Below are 17,841 nucleotides of genomic sequence, written 5' to 3' on the forward strand. Positions count from 1 at the left end.
CCCCTCCAGAAAACGACAAGAAACACCCCCCGCACCTCCCCACCCCCCCCCCCCCCCCCCCCCCCCCCCCCCCCCCCCCCCCCCCCCCCCCCCCCCCCCCCCCCCCCCGCTGTCGTGTCGGGACAATCCGTTACCACGTTCCATCGGCCGCTCATGGGTAATTCATAGGAATAGCGGAACCGATAGCCGGAATACCGGGAAAAGTGCTGGCCGCACGTCCTGTCGGCCCGTCAGGGACGAGGCCGCGACACGGTCACTCGTTGGGGTGATTTATCCGTCGGCCATGACCTGATTGGCCCTGAGCGCGTTGTCTCCGGTGCGGGCATGCGGCCCGTGAGGATTTCCGGAAGGCAGGAAAGCGTATGAACAGGGTTGCCCAGAAGGGACTCGTCACCGCCATGGTCGCCGGCGGTCTGTTGGCGGGCGCCGGGTATGCCCAGGCCGATTCGGCCGCCCAGGGTGACACCACCGGATCGCCCGGTGTCCTGTCGGGCAATTCGGTGGAAGTGCCCGTCTCCATTCCGGTGAATGTATGCGGAAATACGATCAATGTGATCGGTTTGCTGAATCCGGTGACGGGCAACGCCTGCGCCAACACCTCGGCTCCGGCCGCCACGCACTCCGCCCCCGGCGCCAGGCCGGGTCGGCACGCGGGCGCACCGGCCGATGAGCGCGTCGTCCCCGCCGGGACGAACTCGGGCTCGGGCGGCGGCGCACACGCGGCGGGCGGCACCCGCAACTCGCCCGGCCTGCTGTCGGGCAACAGCATCCGGCTGCCGATCGACGTGCCCGTCAACATCACCGGCAACAGCGTCAATGTCGTCGGGATCGGCAACCCCTCCACCGGCAACACCTCGACGAACGGCTCGACTCCGCCGGTCGTGAAGCCCACTCCGGTGCCGACCACCCCGCCCGCCCCGGCCCACACTCCGGTGCCCGCGCCGCCGAACGTCGAGGACCCCGCTGCCCCGACGCTGGCGCACACCGGTGCGGACGGCCTGCCGTACACCGCCGGTGGCAGCGCCGCCCTGCTGCTCGGCGGCGTCGTGCTCTACCGCCGTTTCCGGCCCGGCCGCGGCTGAACCGGCAGCGGTGCGACGTCCGGGGCCGCTTCCGGCGTCTTCGACGCCGCCGGGGCCTCCGGCGGCGGCGCGGCCTTGCCGTCCAGTGCCCGCTGGGCGTTGAAGTGGGCGCCGACCAGCAGGGCCAGGTTGGAGAACCACAGCCACACCAGGAAGACCACGGTGCCGGCCAGCGGGCCGTAGAGCCGGTTGTACGTGCCCGCGCGGGCGGTGTACGCGGCGAATCCGACCGAGGTCAGCAGCCACAGCAGGACGGCGAGGGCGCCGCCGGGGGCCATCGCGCGCAGGCCGCGGGTGCCGCGGGGACCTGAGCGGAAGAGCACCAGGACCAGCGCGGCGGCCAGCACCAGCAGCAAGGGCCAGCGCAACACCCGCCAGGCGGTGATCACGGGGGTGTTCATGTGCGGCAGCTCCCCTATCCGGTGGGCGACCTCGCCGCTGACCACCAGGCTGCTGGCGCTGCACACCAGCAGGACGAGCAGCGCCACCGAGGTGATCACGATGCGCGGGGCGGTGCGCCAGGCGGGGCGGTGGTCGGTCACCCGGTACATCGAGTGCAGGGCGCGCCGGAAGACGCTGGAGTAGCTGCACGCCGACCAGACGGCGCCCGCGCTGCCGATGATCACCAGGGAGAGGGTCGCGGACCGGTCGTCGGCCATGTCCTGGAGCGCGGAGGCGACGATCGGCCGGGACGCGGTCGGGAGCAGGGAGGTGACCTCGGAGGCCAGCTGGTTCTCCGAGGCACCGCCCGCCAGGCCCAGCACCGACACGGTGACCAGCAGCGCGGGGAAGAGCGCGAGCACCGCGTAGTACGTGAGGGCCGCCGCCCGCTCCGTGGCGTCCTCCTCCCATGCCGCCCCTATGGCGCGGCCGAGGGCCCGGATGGCGCGGAAGGTCGCGACGGTCTTCGGCAGCCGTCTTGTGTCAGCCGGCCGCGTGCCGCGGACCGCGCTGTCCTCAGTGGTCAAAAGTGCCCCTCACAGCGTCGAGCGGTAGGCGACCTGTGGCCCGCAGTGACGTATGCCCGGTGCCGGTCCACCCATGTGCGCCTTTCCGGGTACTGCCCGCCGCGGGGTCGCGGCACCTATCGTCGGCAGCGAACAGTGGCCGAACGCTGGGCACACGACGAAGGGAAGGACCGGACATGGCACAGGAAGTCCGCGCAGTGATCGCACCGGGCAAGGGCGAGCCGGTACGGGTGGACACGGTGGTGGTGCCGGATCCGGGGCCGGGCGAGGCGCTGGTGCGGATCCAGGCGTGCGGGGTCTGCCACACCGACCTGCACTACCGGGAGGGCGCGATCAACGACGACTTCCCGTTCCTGCTCGGGCACGAGGCCGCCGGCGTGGTCGAGACCGTCGGCGACGGCGTCACCGAGGTCGCGCCGGGCGATTTCGTGATCCTCAACTGGCGGGCCGTGTGCGGCCGGTGCCGCGCGTGTCTGCGCGGGCGCCCCTGGTACTGCTTCGACACCCACAACGCGAAGCAGAAGATGACGCTCAAGGACGGCACGGAGCTGTCGCCCGCGCTGGGCATCGGCGCCTTCGCGGAGAAGACGCTGGTAGCGGCCGGGCAGTGCACGAAGGTCGACCCGGCGGTGTCGGCGTCGGTGGCCGGGCTGCTCGGCTGCGGGGTGATGGCCGGGATCGGCGCGGCGCTCAACACCGGGAACGTGGGCCGCGGCGACTCGGTCGCGGTCATCGGCTGCGGCGGCGTCGGCGACGCGGCCGTGGTGGGATCGCGGCTGGCCGGTGCGGCCAGGATTATCGCCGTCGACATCGACGACCGCAAGCTCGCCACGGCGTCCGCGATGGGCGCCACGCACACCGTCAACTCCCGTGACCGCGACGCCGTGGAGGCGATCCGCGAGCTGACCGGCGGGAACGGCGCCGACGTCGTGATCGACGCGGTCGGCCGCCCGGAGACGTACAAGCAGGCGTTCTACGCGCGCGATCTGGCCGGGACGGTGGTCCTGGTGGGGGTGCCGAGTCCGGAGATGACGCTGGAGCTGCCGCTGTTGGACGTGTTCGGCCGCGGCGGCGCGCTGAAGTCGTCGTGGTACGGCGACTGCCTGCCGTCGCGGGACTTCCCGATGCTGATCGACCTGCATCTCCAGGGCCGCCTGGACCTGGGCGCGTTCGTCACGGAGACCATCGCGCTGGACGAGGTGGAGGCGGCGTTCGCGCGGATGTCCGAGGGCGACGTATTGCGTTCGGTCGTGGTGCTGTAGCGGCTCTAAGGTGAAGGCGGGCGCATGCGCGATGAGGCGCATGCGCGCACCTGTACTGCGAAGACGTCATTTCGAGGAGCCTTCAATGGCGCTGCCGCAAGGCACGCTCAGCCACCGCTACCGCGGCGAACACCCCGTCCGTACCCTCCTCTACCTCTTCGAACCCGACCGTCGCCGGGTCGGGTTCGCCGTACTCGCCTTTTTCGCCAAGCACACCCCCGTCTGGCTGCTGCCGCTCATCACGGCCAACGTGGTCGACGTCGTCGTGCAGCACCGGCCGATATCGGTGCTGTGGTGGAACTCGGCCGTCCTGCTGGTGATCCTCAGCCTCAACCTCCCGCTGCACCTGGCGTACGTGCGCTGCATGCAGGGCTCGATCCGCAGGACCGGCACCCGGCTGCGCACCGCGATCTGCCAGCGGATGCAGCAGCTCTCCATCGGCTACCACTCCCGTGTCAGCGCCGGCGTGCTCCAGGCCAAGGTGATCAGGGACGTCGAGACCATCGAGACGGCGGCGCAGCAGACCGCCGACAACGGTCTGGCCGCGATCGCCACCCTGAGCGGCGGCCTGGTGGTGATCGGCATCCAGGCGCCCGCCTTCCTGCCGGTCTATCTGATCGTGGTGCCCGCCTCCGCGATGCTGGTGGTGCGGCTGCGCCGCCGGTTGCGGCACGACAACGAGTCCTTCCGCCAGCAGGTGGAGCAACTGTCCTCGCGGGTCAGCGAGATGACGACCCTGATCCCCATCACCCGTGCGCACGGCCTGGAGAACACCGCGCTGCACCGGGTGGACCGCACGCTGGGCGAGGTGCTGCACGCGGGGCTGCGGCTCGACCGGCTCAACGGGTGGTTCGGCTCGCTGGCCTGGATCCTGCTCAACGCGATCGGTGTGGCCTGCCTGGCGGGCTCGGCACTGGTCGCCTACTACGGCTGGCTGAACGTTTCGGCGGGCACCGTGGTGATGCTCAGCGCGTACTTCTCCAGCCTCACCGGGTCGGTGACCACGCTGCTGACGCTGACCCCGCAGATCGGCAAGGGCCTGGAGTCGGTCCGCTCGATCGGCGAGGTGCTCCAGGCGCCCGACCTGGAGCAGAACGACGGCAAGGCCGAAGTGAAGGGCGTGGTGGGGCACTTCGAGTTCCGCGGGGTCGGCCACACCTATCCCGAGAGCGACCGGCCCTCGCTGGTCGACTTCGATCTGGACGTGCGGCCGGGCGAGACGGTCGCCCTGGTGGGCGGTTCCGGCGCGGGCAAGTCGACCGTGCTCAATCTGGTGATCGGCTTCCTGCGGCCGACGCATGGGCGGATTCTGCTCGACGGCGTCGACATGGAGGATCTGGACCTGCGCGACTACCGGACCTGGCTGTCGGTGGTGCCGCAGGACTCGATCCTGTTCGAGGGCACCGTCCGCGACAACGTCACCTACGGCATGACCGATGTGCCGGAGGAGAGGGTCAGGGCGGCGCTGCGGGACGCCAACGCGCTGGAGTTCATCGACCGGATGACGCACGGTCTCGACACCGTCGTCGGTGAGCGGGGCGCCCGGCTCTCCGGCGGGCAGAAGCAGCGGCTGGCCATCGCCCGCGCGCTGATCCGCGACCCGCGCGTGCTGGTCCTGGACGAGGCGACGTCCGCGCTCGACTCCCGCTCGGAGGCGCTGGTCCAGCAGGCGCTGACCCGGCTGGTGCGCGGCCGTACGGTCTTCGTGGTGGCCCACCGGCTGTCCACGATCCGCAACGCCGACCGTATCGTCGTCCTGGACGAGGGCCGTATCGCGGAAGTCGGACCGCACGCCGAGCTGGTGCGCGGCGGCGGCGCGTACGCGGGTCTCCAGGCCGCCCAGCTGGCCTGAGCCGCCCGCGCGTCGAAGGGCCTGTCGTCCCTCACCCGACGGAGCGGAGCACGCGCTCCGGGGTCGCTCCGTCGGGTGGAGGGCGCGGCCGTCAGCCGTTCAGGGCACGGGCGACGATGGCCTGTGCCTCCTCCTGGACGGTGGCGAGGTGGTCGTCGCCGAGGAAGGACTCGGCGTAGACCTTGTAGACGTCCTCCGTCCCCGAGGGCCGCGCGGCGAACCAGGCGTTGTCGGTGCTGACCTTGATGCCGCCCAGGGCCGCGTTGTTGCCGGGGGCGTGGGTGAGCACGGAGGTGACGGGGTCTCCGGCGAGTTCGGCGGCGGGCACCTGCTTGGGCGAGAGCTCGGCGAGTACGGCCTTCTCCTCGCGGGTCGCGGGCGCGTCGATCCGCGCGTAGGAGGGGGCCCCGAAGCGCTCCGTGAGGTCCGCGTAGTGCTCGGACGGGGTGCGGCCGGTGACGGCGGTGATCTCGGCGGCCAGCAGTGCCAGCAGGATGCCGTCCTTGTCGGTGGTCCACACCGAGCCGTCGCGCCGCAGGAAGGACGCGCCCGCCGACTCCTCGCCGCCGAAGGCCAGGGTGCCGCCGAGCAGCCCGTCCACGAACCACTTGAAGCCGACCGGGACTTCGGTCAGCGGACGGCCGAGGTCGGCCACCACCTTGTCGATCATCGAGGAGGACACCAGCGTCTTGCCGATCGCCAGGTCGGGCCGCCACTGCTCGCGGTGCCGCGACAGATAGGAGATGGCGACGGCCAGGTAGTGGTTGGGGTTCATCAGGCCGCCGTCGGGCGTGACGATGCCGTGCCGGTCGGCGTCCGCGTCGTTGCCGGTGGCGATGCGGTACTCGTCCTTGCGGGCGATCAGCGACGCCATCGCGTACGGCGACGAGCAGTCCATCCGGATCTTGCCGTCCCAGTCGAGCGTCATGAAGCGCCAGGTGGGGTCGGCGACCGGGTTCACCACGGTCAGGTCGAGGCCGTGCCATTCGGCGATCCGGCCCCAGTACTGGACCGACGCGCCGCCCAGCGGGTCCGCGCCGATCGTGACGCCCTCGCGCCGTACGGTCTCCAGGTCGAGCACCGACGGCAGGTCGTCCACGTAGCGGCCGAGGAAGTCGTAGCGCCCGGTGGTGTCGGCGGCGAGCGCCCGGGTGTACGGGACGCGGCGCACGCCCTTGAGGCCGTCGGCGATCAGCTCGTTGGCCCGGTCCTGGATCCAGCCGGTGGCGTCGGAGGCGGCGGGGCCGCCGCTCGGCGGGTTGTACTTGAAGCCGCCGTCCGCGGGCGGGTTGTGCGAGGGGGTGACGACCACACCGTCGGCGAGGTGGGTGGTACGGCCCCTGTTGTACGACAGGATCGCGTGCGAGACGGCCGGGGTGGGCGTCCAGCCGTCGCTCTCGTCGATCAGCACCGAGACCTCGTTGGCGGCGAAGACCTCGAGCGCGGTGACCCGCGCGGGCTCGGACAGCGCGTGCGTGTCGGCGCCGAGGAAGAGCGGTCCCGTGGTGCCCTGCGCGGTGCGGTAGTCGCAGATCGCCTGGCTGGTGGCGGCGATGTGGTCCTCGTTGAACGCGGTGTTCAGCGACGAGCCGCGGTGCCCCGAGGTGCCGAACGCCACCCGCTGGCCGGTCTCGCCGGGGTCCGGGTGCAGCGCGTAGTAGGCCGTGATCAGGCGGGGTACGTCCACCAGGTCGTCCGGCCGTGCCGGTGTTCCGGCGCGCTCGTGCGGCATCCGCGTCTCCTTCGCTGCGTCATCGGTCGGGCCTGCCCTGACCATTCTTACCCCCGATGCGCGCCGGTGATCAGCGGGCGCGGTCGCGGTCGCGTGGCGGGCACGGTCGGGAATGCGCGGCGGGCGTGGTCGGGGTCGCTTGGCGGGCACGGTCGGGAATGCGCGGCGGGCGTGGTCGCGGGTGCGTGGCGGGCGTGGTTTTCACGGTTGCCGCGGCGCGGGGCCGCGACACTCACGCCTCGGCTCCCGGCGCTCTATGGTGACGGTCATGAGTAATCCGGAGCCGCCCGCCGAGGGTGTGCGGCTCTCCTCGGCGACCGGGCGCTGGGTGCTGGCCTGCTCGGTGCTCGGCTCGGGCATGGCGATGCTGGACGGCACCATCGTCAACATCGCGCTCCCCCGGATCGGGGAGGGCCTCGGCGCGACCCTGGCGGCGCTCCAGTGGACCGTCAACGGCTATCTGCTGACGCTCGCCGGGCTGATCCTGCTCGGCGGCGGCCTCGGTGACCGGTACGGGCGCAGGAAGGTCTTCGTCATCGGCGTCGTCTGGTTCGCGCTGGCGTCCGCGCTGTGCGGCGCGGCGCCCGACAGCGGCGTGCTGATCGCGGCGCGGGCGCTCCAGGGCGTGGGCGGGGCGCTGCTGACGCCCGGTTCGCTCGCCCTGGTGCAGTCCACGTACCGCCCGCAGGACCGCGCGAAGGCGGTCGGCGCCTGGTCGGGCCTCGGCGGCGTGGCGGGCGCGATCGGCCCGTTCCTCGGCGGCTATCTGGTGGACGGTCCCGGCTGGCGGTGGATCTTCCTGATCAATCTGCCGCTGGCGGCGGTCGTGGTGGCCATCGCCGTCCGGCACGTGCCGGAGAGCCGCGACCGTACGGCGAGCGGGAGCTTCGACATCCTGGGCGCGGTACTGGCCGCGCTCTGCCTCGCGGGCGTCACCTACGCGCTGATCAGCGCGTCCGGTCACCCCTCCCCCGTCGCGGTCGCCGTGCCCGCGGCGGCGGGTCTGGCGTGCGGCTTGGCCTTCCTGCGCACCGAGCGGCGCCGCCCGTCCCCGATGCTGCCGCTGTCGGTCTTCTCCTCGAAGCTGTTCACCTCGATGAATCTGGTGACTCTCTGTCTGTACGCGGCCATCGGCGGGGTGTTCTTCGTGCTGCCGGTGCAGCTCCAGATCGCCGCCGGGTACAGCGCGCTGCGCGCCGGTCTCGCGACGCTGCCGGTGACCGTCCTGATGCTGCTGCTGTCCGCGCCCGCGGGCGCGCTCGCCCAGCGGATCGGGCCGCGCTGGCCGCTGACGGTCGGTCCGCTGGTCACCGCGTGCGGCCTGCTGCTGCTCACGCGCGTGTCGCCGGACACCTCCTCGTACGTCGTCGACGTGCTGCCCGCCGTCGTCGTCCAGGGGCTCGGCATGTGCCTGTTCGTGGCGCCGCTCACCGCGACCGTGCTGGCCTCGGTGGAGGTCGACCACGCGGGGGTGGCCAGCGGGGTGAACAACGCGGCGGCCCGCGTGGCGCAACTGCTGATCGTCGCGGCCCTCCCCCTGGCCGTCGGCCTGTCCGACCACGCCTACCGGTCGCCGCACGCGGTGAACTCGGCGTTCGGGAAGGCGATGCTGATCTGTGCTGGCCTGTGCGCCGTCGCCGCGGTGCTGGCCGCGGTGCTGGTGCCGTCGGGTGCGCTGCGCGAGGACGGGGCGAAGGGGCCGCTCGCGCAGCCGGAGTGCGCGCCGCACTGCGGTGTGCTGGCGCCCCCGGTCGAGCCGGGCCGGCCCGAGCGGCCCGGACAGCCGGAACAGCCCGCCTGAGAGGCGGGGGCAGCCGCGGGGGCAGACGGTGAGGGCCGGAGGCCAGTCCGCCGGGGTCAGTCCGGCGGGGTCCGTTCGGTGAGGAGCAGTTCCAGGACGGGGAGCGCCGCGTCCAGCGTCGCGCGCTGCTCGTCGGTGAGCCACGCCATCCTCCGGGCGAGCAGTGCCGCCCGCTCGCGGCGGATGCGCTCCAGCAGGGCGCGCCCTTCCGGGGTGATGCTGACGAGCCAGGAGCGGCCGTCGGAGGGGTCGGCCTCCTTGCCGATCAGCCCGGCCTCCGACAGCGGCCTGACCGTACGGGTCAGGGAGGGGGCGGCGACCTGTTCGCGGGCGGCGAGTTCACCGAGCCGGATGGGGCCGAACTGCCCGATCCTGGCGAGCGCGGAGAGCTGCGCGTACGTCAGGTTGAGGTCGTCGGCGGACGCCTGGGCGAGCTGGCGGTAGAGCCGGGCCACGATCAGCGCGACCGCGGCCGGAGTGGCGCCCCCGCGCCCGTCGGTGTGGTCCATGGCGGGGGGCGCCTCCTCGGTCGGTTCGGTTACTCCTGCGGGGCGTGGGCCGCGCGGACGGCGCGGCTGCGGATCAGTGACGCGCCCGCCGCGACCAAGGACATCACGATGGCCAGGGCGAACACCACCACGAGGCCGTCGTGGAACGGCCCGGAAATCAGGTGCGGGAAGAATTCACGGCCGGTGAGCGTGTGCTGGTTGGCCGCCGGGAGCGTGCCGAGCAGGTCGGGGCCGAGCAGGTGCTGGATCGGGTTGTAGCCGAGGAAGGCCGCGAAGAGCGTGCCGACCGGCGGCAGATTGGCGATCTCGTGCGCGTTCGCCCCCGGCACGCCCTGGGCGACCAGGCCGCTGCTGAGAGTGCCGGGCAGCGAGCGGGCGAGTCCGGCGACCATGAGCGAGAAGAACACGCCGATGGAGAGCACCATGCCCGCGTTCTGGAAGGTGGCGCGCATGCCGGAGGCGGCGCCGCGGGCCTCGGCGGGCACGCTCGCCATGATGATCGAGGTGTTCGGCGCCGCGAACAGACCGCCGCCGACCCCGTTGAGGAAGATCAGGAACGCGAAGGCCAGATAGTTGAAGTCGGTGGGGAGCAGTAGCAGTCCCGCGAAGGACGCGGCCATCACGACGAATCCGGCGGCGGCGAAGAGCCTGGCGCCGTACCGGTCGGAGAAGTAGCCCGCGATGGGCCCGGAGACCAGGAAGCCGACGGTGAGCGGCAGCAGGAAGATACCGGCCCACAGCGGGGTGTCGACGTAGTCGTAGCCGTGCAGGGGCAGCCAGATGCCCTGGAGCCAGATGATCAGCATGAACTGGAGGCCGCCGCGGGCGATGGAGCCGAGCAGGGTGGCCGCGTTGCCGCCCGCGAAGGCCACGTTGCGGAACAGGCCGAGCGGGAACATCGGCTCGCGCACCTTGGCCTCGACGAGGCAGAAGACGGCGAGCATCGCGACGCCGCCGATCAGGCCCGCGAGCACCCAGGGGTTGGTCCAGCCCATGGTGTGGCCGCCGTAGGGCTGGATGCCGTAGGTGATGCCCGCGAGCAGCGCGGTCAAGCCGACGGCGAAGGTGACGTTGCCCCACCAGTCGACTCTGGCCTTGCGGCGGATGCCGGTCTCGTGGAGCGAGCGGTAGGCCCAGACGGTGCCGATCAGGCCGATCGGGACGTTGACCCAGAAGATCGAGCGCCAGTCCCACTCGGAGAGCAGGCCGCCGAGGACCAGGCCGATGAAGGATCCGGCGATTCCCGCGACCATGTTCACGCCGAGCGCCATGCCGCGCTGGCGGGCCGGGAAGGCGTCGGTGATGATCGCGGCCGAGTTGGCCATCAGCATCGAGCCGCCGACGGCCTGGGCGACGCGCCAGCCGATCAGCCAGAGCGCGCCGCCGCCGCCCTGCATCGGGTCCAGGGAGAGGATCACCGAGGTGACGGTGAAGATCAGGAAGCCGGAGTTGTAGATCTTGACCCGGCCGAGGATGTCCCCCAGCCGGCCGAGGGTGACCACGAGGACCGCCGTGACCAGCATGTATCCCATCAGCATCCAGAGCAGATAGCTGACGTTGCCGGGCTGGAGGGGGTCGAGGTGGATACCGGTGAAGATCGCGGGGAGCGAGATCAGCACGATCGAGGAGTTGATCGTGGCGATCAGCATGCCGAGCGTGGTGTTCGACAGTGCCACCCATTTGTAGCGCGGATGGTCGGCCGCTATGCGCGGTGGCCTCCGTTGTATTCGTGCCGCTGGCTCTTCGGCCGTCTTCTCGCTCGCCAACCCTCACACCCCACAGGTCGCGCAGGTACTTAACTTAGGTTAAGTAACTCTAACACCGAAGGGTGAACGGCCGACGCCGACGCCGTCACCGCCTGCGCATCAGCAGCCCCCGCAGATACGCCGCCTGCCCGGCGTGCTGGAGGTCGTCGGAGACGACGCTGATCAGGCGTACGCCCAGGGTCACCGGCGGATTCCAGCGCTTGTCCACGACCCGGTCGAGGTCGTCGTCGGTCAGCTCCCGCACATGGCGGACGGTGTTCTCGTATACGGCGTCGTGGTAGCCGGTGAGCAGGTCGGCGGAGCTCACCCGGACGGCGGCGACGTCGTCCGGCCCGTCGCCGTAGCCGATCGCCCCGGCGGGGAAGGGCAGGTCGAAGCGGGCGTCCCAGCCCTGCGCGGTCCACGCCTGCTCGGTGCCCGCGACCTCGGCGACATGGTCGTCCTGGACGCGGGTCAGGTGCCAGATCAGCCAGCCGACGCTGTTGGCGCCCTCGTCCACGCGGAAGGCCAGCTCTTCGGGGGTGAGGCCGTCCACGGCGTCGTGGACCACTTCCTGGATCCGGCCGAAGGCGTCGGCCAGCAGTTCCGTGCTGTTCATCGGGGCTCCTCGTTAAGGATCGACAGCGGGCCACCGATGACAAGCGGCGGCGCCCCCTACTCCTTCCCGCCCCGCGCACATACTCCGCAATATCTCCGTACCGCAGATTTTTTACGTATCCACGTCGATTGTTTGCGAGGAGCCCGTAAGATCACTGCCGTACAGCGCACCGGTCCCGGGCGGGTGACATCGTCCCCGCCCGGGACCGGTCGATTCGCCTGTCCGCTCAGCTAGCGCTCAGCGGACGCGCGGGTCACGAAGGCAGCGTCCACTGCTGGTTCGCGCCGCCCGCGCAGGTCCAGATCTGGAGCCGGGTGCCGTTGGCGGAGCTGGGCCCGGTCGCGTCCAGGCACTTGCCCGAGCCGGTGTTGACCAGGGTGCTGCCGCTGCGGGTCCACTTCTGGGCGGCCGTGCCGTTGCAGTCGTAGAGCTGCACCTGGCTGCCGTTGGCGGTGCCCGCCGCGGCCACGTCCATGCACTTGCCGAGCGCCTGGAGCGAGTTGTCGCTGCCGACCGTCCAGTTCTGCGCGGTGGTGCCGTTGCAGTCGTAGAGCTGGACCGCCGCGCCGTTGGCGCTGCTCGCGGAGGCCACGTCCACGCACTTGTTGGCGTAACCGGACCGGATCGGCCCGGTGGCGCCGCCGGTGGGCGGCGGAGTGGTGCCGCCGCCGGTGATGGCGTTGAAGATGCTGGAGAACTGGTACTGCGACTGGGGTGTGCCGCTGCACGAGTCCGACAACTGGCCGTTGGTGGCACATGCCTTGTCACGGCCGAGCGACCAGAAGGACAGCTCCTGGATGCCGTTGTTCTTCGCGAAGGTCTCCAGCGACTGCGCGTTGGCGGTCGAGAAGACCTCGTTGGTCGAGTCGTTCACCCCGATCATGGGGGTGTTGCCCTCCATCGCCCAGAGCTGCGCGGAGGTCTTGGTGTTCCAGATGGCGCCGAGCTGGCTGTGCAGCGCGGTGGCCGCGCTGATGGCCGCCTGGCCCATGTCCATCGACGGCCCGTAGTCCATCGTCATGATGTTGACGAGGTTGACGTTGAGGCCGTTGCTCTTGGCGTTGTTCAGCAGGCTGAGCGAGTTGGACTCCAGGCCCGTGGGGTTGACCGGGAGCGTGTAGTCGATGTCGAGCTTCTTGCCGGCCGCCGCGTACTCCTGCTGGAGCTGCGCGAGGGCCTGGTTGCGCCGGTCGTTGGCGGTGGTGTTGTTGAGCGCGCCGCCCTCGATGTCGAAGTCGAGGCGGGTCAGGTTGAGTCCGTCGATCACGCGCTTGTACTGGGTCTTGAGCGCGGCGACCGACGTACAGGAGATGCCGATCTCGGTGCCGCCCGCGCCGCCGAAGGAGGCGATGACATCGCCGCCGCCGGACCGCAGGGTGTTGATGGCCGACGTCCAGCTCGCGTCGGTGACCGAGGTACTGCCGTTGAAGGTGGCGTTGCAGCCGCCGCCGTCGATGACGAACGCGAGGGTGAAGTACTTCAGCCCGGTGGCGTTCTTCACCGCCGCCAGCGCCGACGGGGAGTTCCAGACCTCGGCGTAGGGCGCCGCGTACTGCGCGGGGAAGCCGGGGCCCGGATTGGCCGCGGCCTGCGCCGGAGCGCCCGCGGCCAGCAGCAGTCCCGCCGCGAGTGCGGGGACGGCGGCGAGTGCGGTCAGCGCCTTGAGCCGAATGCGCGGTCTGTTCATGGGGGGAGACCTTCCGGTAGCGGACAGCCGGACCCGCGCACCCGGATCGGTTCTGATCCGTGAACGGCGGACTCCGACATGACTGAGGGCGCATCGGCGAAGGTAGGACTAGACCAATGCCACGTCAAGCCCTCACGTTCACCAACTGAAGACAACCGCACGCCTTTTGCTCTCCAACCCCGCCCGTGAACGCATGCGGGAGGTGCCCGCGTTCGAGAGCCGAACGCGGACACCTCCCAGCTGACGGCCGCTCCTCAGCGGCTGCCCTTAGTTGTTGACCTTGATGGTGAAGGTCGAGGTGGTGTTCTTGATGTCCTGGAAGTTGTCGCTCAGGTGCAGACCGTTGAAGGTGACGGAACCAACGGCCGGTCCCTGACCGGCCTCCGGCAGCTCATTGGCCCACAGACCGAATCCCGACTTCGCGTCGTACGCGTCACCGCTCTTGTGGGCACCGGTGATCGAGATGTTGGTCAAGATGGTGTCCGTGATCGGGAACTGCGGCTGACCGCCCACGTAGTTGGTCTGGAACATGATGCCGCTGTACGTCGGATCGGTGATGTCCACATCGCTGATGCGGATTCCCTGGAACACCTTCGAGGCCGAGAACAGCCAGATGGCGGGGAAGGTCTGGCCGTTCCAGAAGTGACCGCCCGTTCTGGCGAGCGACACGTTCTGGATGTTGGTCGGCACGGTTCCGAAGCCGTTCATCGCGTAACCGAAGTCCAGCGAACTGACGGTGATTCCGGAGTAGACCAGGGTGTCCGCGATGTAGATGTTCCGGAAGGTGTTGTTGTACCCGCCGTACACCGCGACGCCCGCCGCGCGCCAGGTCAGCAGCGACGTCAGGTTCTCGAACACGTTGTTCTTCTCGTCCGCGCCGCCGGCGTCGATGGCGGAGAACAGCGCGAAGCTGTCGTCACCGGTCGCCCGCGACTCGTTGTTGAAGACGTGGTTGTCCGTGGAGCCGTTCGTCATGTTGACGCCGTCGGCGAACGTGTCACGGATACGGGAGTTGCTGATCACCATGTTGTCGGTGTTGGCACCCCAGTACATGCAGACCGTGTGCTCGACCCAGATGTTGTCGATGGTCATGTTGGCCACGTTGGAGAGGTCGAAGACCTTTCCGGGACCGTCGATGCGCGAGGTGTAGTTGCCGAAGAACGCGAATCCGGAGAACGTCGTCCCGTTGGCGGTGGCGTCCGCGCGGAATCCGGCGTCGGTGTTCGACTGGTCGGCCGGAGTGCGGAAGCGGGTGAACCACGGACCGGCGCCGATCACCTTGATCGACCGGCCGTAGACCTGGAACTTCTGGGCGGTCGAGTAGTCACCGGTCGGCAGGTAGACGCCGAGCTTGGTGGTGTCCTGTCGCGCCGCGTCCAGGGCGTTCTGCACGTCCTGCTGGGTGAAGCCGGCCGGCACGACGTACTTCGTCGGGTCCGGGTTCGGGATCACCGTGGCCTGCTCGGTGTTGATGAAGTCGATCGCGTACGTGCTGGTGTTCGCGGCGTCCTTCTGGAGCTTGATCGTGCTGCCCGCCGGGACGGTCGTCCCGAGCAGCAGGTTGGCCTCGTCGTAGATGTGACGGGGGCCGCCCGCACCCGGGCTGTTGCCGGGGCCGGTCTCGTTGCCGTACAGCCAGGCGTACTTGGACGTCAGGTCGATGGCCTTGAGGAACGTGCCGTTGACGTAGACGTTCAGGTTGGAGTTGATGCCGTCGCCGCCCGCGGCGTCCGGGATGGAGTAGCGGACCACCAGCGTGTTGGTGCTGGCGCGGGTGGTGAAGGACACCGACTGCCCGGTGGAGTTGAGCGTCACCGCCTTGCGGCCGGACGCCTCGCCCGCGATGTCGCCGACGGTCCGGTTGGGACCGACGACCTGGGCGCCGCCGCCGAGCACGCCGTCCTCGGCCTCGTACGAGTCGTACGGCATGTTGGCGCCGCGACCGACGAAGAAGGACAGGGTGCTGGTGTTGTTGGCCTGCTTGGTCGCCACCTCGTTGGCGTCGACGGCGATCACCGTCTTCACGGTGTACTTGCCGTTGACCGCGGTCCAGCTACCCAGGTTGATCGGGCTGGTGGTCGCTCCGGCCGCGATGGCGCCGCTGTAGGAGCCGGTCAGCGTCTTGATGACACTGCCGGTGGTGGCGTCGGCCAGGGTGAGCGTGACGTTGTGCGCGCCGCTCGCCGAGGCCACGGTGCCCTGGTTCTTGATGGCCACCGAGAAGTTGACGTTGTTGCCCGCCGACGGGTTGCCCGGCGACCAGGCGACCGGCGAGGCCACCAGGTCGGAGGTGTCGACCGGCTTGACCACCAGGGCGGTGGGGTTGGTGTAGCTGTTGTTGGTCTCGTTCTGCTCGACGACCTTGTTGGACTCGTCGACCTTGGCGGTGAGCTGGTAGCTGCCCGCGTCCTTCGCGCCGATGTTGGCGGTCACGACGCTGCTCGCGCCCGCGGCCAGCGCGCCGACGGTGCCGGTGCCGACCTTGGTGGTGCCGAGGTAGAAGTTGACGTCGGTGGAGGCCGCCGCGTCGGTGCCGATGTTCTTCACCGTCGCGCTGAGCGTGATCGGGTCGGTCTCGATCGGCGAGGCGGGCGAGGCCGTCAGGGAGCTGACGGTCAGATCGGGGTTGGGCCCCGGTACGCCGATGACCTGGAACTCGGCCGCCTGGCCGCCGCCCGCACCGGTGTTGGAGCTGAAGGTGAGGCGCACGTCAGCGACCCGGCCGGAGACCGGGATCGTCACCGAGTTGCCGGTGGACGGGCTGAAGTTGTACGCGGTCGCGGGCGAGAGCTGGGTGAACGTGCTCGCGCTCTGCTCCCGGCCGGAGACCGCGATGGTCTGGGTCCGGTTGCCCCACGAGGCGTCGGGGTTGAGCTTGACCACCACGGAGCTGGTGTCCACGTTGGAGCCCAACGAGACGGTCAGGGTGCTGGTGCCGCTGCCTTCCCAGTACGTCGACAGGCTGTCGTCGTTGGCGTTGGCGGCGACGAAGTTCTGCACGGTGGCGGACGCGACGATCGGCTTGCCGACCGCCAGGTTCGTACCGCCGACACTGGTGCCGTTGCGGGTCACCGTGTTGCTGTTCGCCGACTCGTTCCCGGCCGCGTCCTTGGCCCGTACGAAGTACGAGACGGTCGCGGTGTCGGGCTGGCTGTCGGTGTAGGTCAGCACGTTGGCCGCGGTGGTGGCGATCTGGCTGCCGTTGCGGAAGACCTCGTAGCCGGTGACACCGACGTTGTCGCTCGACGCCGTCCAGGTCAGCTTGATCTGGCCGGAGGCGGGCTGGGTGTACGCCAGGCTGCCCGGTGCGGTCGGCGCCTGCGTGTCACCCGAGGTGCCGGTGCGCGTCACGGTGTTGCTGTGCGCCGACTGGTTGCCCGCCGCGTCCTTGGCGACCACGTAGTACGCCACGGTCGCGGTGTCGGGCTGGCTGTCGGTGTACGTCAGCACGTTCCCGGCCACCGAAGTACGCAGCGCGCCGTTGGCGTACACGTCGTAGCCGGTGACGCCCGTGTCGTCGGTGGAGGCGCTCCAGGTCAGCTTGACCTGGCCGGACGCGGGCTGGGTGTACGCCAGGTTGGCGGGCGCGGTCGGCGCGGTGGTGTCACCGGTCGTCGGCCCGTACACCTCGAACTCGGATATCTGGCCCGCGGGCCAGCCGGTGTTGCCGGTGATGTTCAGCCGGACGTACCGGGTCGTCGTCGAGTTGAAGTTGATGGTCACCGTGTTGGCCGACGACGGGTTGAAGGAGTAACCCGCCGAGGCGACGATGTCGGTGAACGTGGTGCCGTTGGTGCTGCCCTGGACGGCCAGGGTCTGCGTGCGCGTCGACCAGCTCGTGGCCGGCGGCAGCTTCAGCACGACCTGGTTGACCGCCACCGCGGAGCCGAGGTCGACCCGGAGCCACTGCGGGAAGGCGTTGTTGGAGCTCTCCCAGTACGAATTCGCGTCACCGTCAACGGCGTTGCCCGAGCCGTAGACGTCCGCGTGGCTGGACTCCGCGGTCGGCTTGCCCTTGGCGAGGTTGACCGTCGAGGCCGCGGCGGCCTGCGCGGTGATCTCGGAGAGCTGGGCGGAGGACCCGGCGGAGTTCCCGGTCACCTCGGCGCGCACGTAGTGCGCCATGGAGGCCGGGAAGGAGATCTTGACGGTGTTGCCGGTCGACGGGCTGAAGGTGTACTTCGCCGAGCCGACCAGGGTGTTGAAGGTCTCGCCGTCCTCGCTCGCCTGGATCGAGAGCGTCTCCGACCTGGACTTCCACCCCGAGGGGACCTTCAGCCGCACCTGGTCGATGCGGGTGGTGCGGCCCAGGTCGATCTGCGCCCACTGCGGCAGGGACTTGCCCGAACTCTGCCAATAGGTGTTCTGGTCGCCGTCGTTGAGGTGGGCGGCGCTGTTCTTGCCGCTGGTGCTACTGACCGAGACCGCGCTGTCGGTCGCCGGACTTGGCTCTCCCGATGCCATGGCGGGAAGAGCGGACCCGCCCAGGAGCAGCAGGCTCGTCGCGGTCACCCCCGCCATCAGCCGTGGGATGGAGCGCTTCGTTCTCATAGCGTCCCTCTATGTCGTGTCCGGCGCTTCGTC

General features: G+C 70.2%; 11 protein-coding genes. 4 read left to right on the forward strand and 7 right to left on the reverse strand.

Annotated elements, in window-relative coordinates; translation table 11 throughout:
- Positions 1–362: 362 nt before the first annotated feature.
- Positions 363–1,082: a chaplin gene (locus ACZ4EF_RS36290; RefSeq protein ID WP_355347660.1), complete on the forward strand. Its 720-nt coding sequence runs from the start codon at positions 363–365 to the stop codon at positions 1,080–1,082.
- Here ACZ4EF_RS36290 and ACZ4EF_RS36295 read toward each other — a convergent pair.
- Entirely contained in the window at positions 1,052–2,050 is a 999-nt protein-coding gene (locus tag ACZ4EF_RS36295; protein ID WP_402712099.1) for a YihY/virulence factor BrkB family protein, read from the reverse strand. The two genes, ACZ4EF_RS36290 and ACZ4EF_RS36295, sit on opposite strands and share 31 nt — an antisense overlap.
- Before the next feature lie 176 nt (positions 2,051–2,226).
- Between ACZ4EF_RS36295 and ACZ4EF_RS36300 the strand changes: the two genes are divergently transcribed.
- Both ACZ4EF_RS36300 and ACZ4EF_RS36305 read left to right on the forward strand, forming a co-directional pair.
- Complete coding sequence (locus ACZ4EF_RS36300; protein WP_402712100.1) at positions 2,227–3,312, forward strand: S-(hydroxymethyl)mycothiol dehydrogenase; 1,086 nt, start codon at positions 2,227–2,229, stop codon at positions 3,310–3,312.
- An 85-nt stretch (positions 3,313–3,397) separates the two neighbouring features.
- Positions 3,398–5,164 (forward strand): ABC transporter ATP-binding protein, encoded by a 1,767-nt coding sequence (locus ACZ4EF_RS36305; RefSeq protein ID WP_391050739.1) that lies wholly within the window; start codon positions 3,398–3,400, stop codon positions 5,162–5,164.
- Positions 5,165–5,255: 91 nt separating this feature from the next.
- On the opposite strand, the gene pgm is transcribed toward ACZ4EF_RS36305, so the two are convergent.
- Positions 5,256–6,896 carry a phosphoglucomutase (alpha-D-glucose-1,6-bisphosphate-dependent) gene (gene pgm / locus ACZ4EF_RS36310; RefSeq protein WP_355347672.1) on the reverse strand — a complete coding sequence of 547 codons (1,641 nt, stop codon included), beginning with the start codon at positions 6,894–6,896 and terminating at the stop codon, positions 5,256–5,258.
- A gap of 268 nt (positions 6,897–7,164) precedes the next feature.
- Between pgm and ACZ4EF_RS36315 the strand changes: the two genes are divergently transcribed.
- On the forward strand, positions 7,165–8,697 hold the full coding sequence (locus ACZ4EF_RS36315) for an MFS transporter (protein WP_467508462.1): 1,533 nt from the start codon (positions 7,165–7,167) through the stop codon (positions 8,695–8,697).
- A gap of 56 nt (positions 8,698–8,753) precedes the next feature.
- Here ACZ4EF_RS36315 and ACZ4EF_RS36320 read toward each other — a convergent pair whose 3' ends face one another.
- The 5 genes from ACZ4EF_RS36320 to ACZ4EF_RS36340 all read right to left on the reverse strand — a co-directional run bounded on the left by ACZ4EF_RS36320 (position 8,754) and on the right by ACZ4EF_RS36340 (position 17,808).
- Entirely contained in the window at positions 8,754–9,206 is a 453-nt protein-coding gene (locus tag ACZ4EF_RS36320) for a MarR family winged helix-turn-helix transcriptional regulator (protein WP_355347678.1), read from the reverse strand.
- A gap of 29 nt (positions 9,207–9,235) precedes the next feature.
- Positions 9,236–10,855: an MFS transporter gene (locus ACZ4EF_RS36325; RefSeq protein WP_467508476.1), complete on the reverse strand. Its 1,620-nt coding sequence runs from the start codon at positions 10,853–10,855 to the stop codon at positions 9,236–9,238.
- Positions 10,856–11,057: 202 nt separating this feature from the next.
- Positions 11,058–11,570 carry a mycothiol transferase gene (locus ACZ4EF_RS36330; RefSeq protein WP_355347681.1) on the reverse strand — a complete coding sequence of 171 codons (513 nt, stop codon included), beginning with the start codon at positions 11,568–11,570 and terminating at the stop codon, positions 11,058–11,060.
- 253 nt (positions 11,571–11,823) lie between these two features.
- Complete coding sequence (locus ACZ4EF_RS36335) at positions 11,824–13,257, reverse strand: ricin-type beta-trefoil lectin domain protein (protein WP_355347684.1); 1,434 nt, start codon at positions 13,255–13,257, stop codon at positions 11,824–11,826.
- A gap of 267 nt (positions 13,258–13,524) precedes the next feature.
- A complete protein-coding gene (locus ACZ4EF_RS36340) occupies positions 13,525–17,808 on the reverse strand; it encodes a discoidin domain-containing protein (protein WP_391160642.1) in 4,284 nt (1,427 codons plus the stop codon).
- Positions 17,809–17,841 lie beyond the last annotated feature (33 nt).

The sequence above is a fragment of the Streptomyces sp. NPDC025721 genome (genome assembly GCF_055558595.1).

What these genes read in the sequence shown, in the direction of transcription:
- ACZ4EF_RS36290 (WP_355347660.1), top strand. Translation starts at nt 363, where the DNA reads ATGAACAGGGTTGCCCAGAAGGGACTCGTCACCGCCATGGTCGCCGGC.
- ACZ4EF_RS36340 (WP_391160642.1), bottom strand. Translation starts at nt 17,808, where the DNA reads ATGAGAACGAAGCGCTCCATCCCACGGCTGATGGCGGGGGTGACCGCG.
- pgm (WP_355347672.1), bottom strand. Translation starts at nt 6,896, where the DNA reads ATGCCGCACGAGCGCGCCGGAACACCGGCACGGCCGGACGACCTGGTG.
- ACZ4EF_RS36335 (WP_355347684.1), bottom strand. Translation starts at nt 13,257, where the DNA reads ATGAACAGACCGCGCATTCGGCTCAAGGCGCTGACCGCACTCGCCGCC.
- ACZ4EF_RS36305 (WP_391050739.1), top strand. Translation starts at nt 3,398, where the DNA reads ATGGCGCTGCCGCAAGGCACGCTCAGCCACCGCTACCGCGGCGAACAC.
- ACZ4EF_RS36315 (WP_467508462.1), top strand. Translation starts at nt 7,165, where the DNA reads ATGAGTAATCCGGAGCCGCCCGCCGAGGGTGTGCGGCTCTCCTCGGCG.
- ACZ4EF_RS36330 (WP_355347681.1), bottom strand. Translation starts at nt 11,570, where the DNA reads ATGAACAGCACGGAACTGCTGGCCGACGCCTTCGGCCGGATCCAGGAA.
- ACZ4EF_RS36320 (WP_355347678.1), bottom strand. Translation starts at nt 9,206, where the DNA reads ATGGACCACACCGACGGGCGCGGGGGCGCCACTCCGGCCGCGGTCGCG.
- ACZ4EF_RS36300 (WP_402712100.1), top strand. Translation starts at nt 2,227, where the DNA reads ATGGCACAGGAAGTCCGCGCAGTGATCGCACCGGGCAAGGGCGAGCCG.
- ACZ4EF_RS36325 (WP_467508476.1), bottom strand. Translation starts at nt 10,855, where the DNA reads ATGCTGATCGCCACGATCAACTCCTCGATCGTGCTGATCTCGCTCCCC.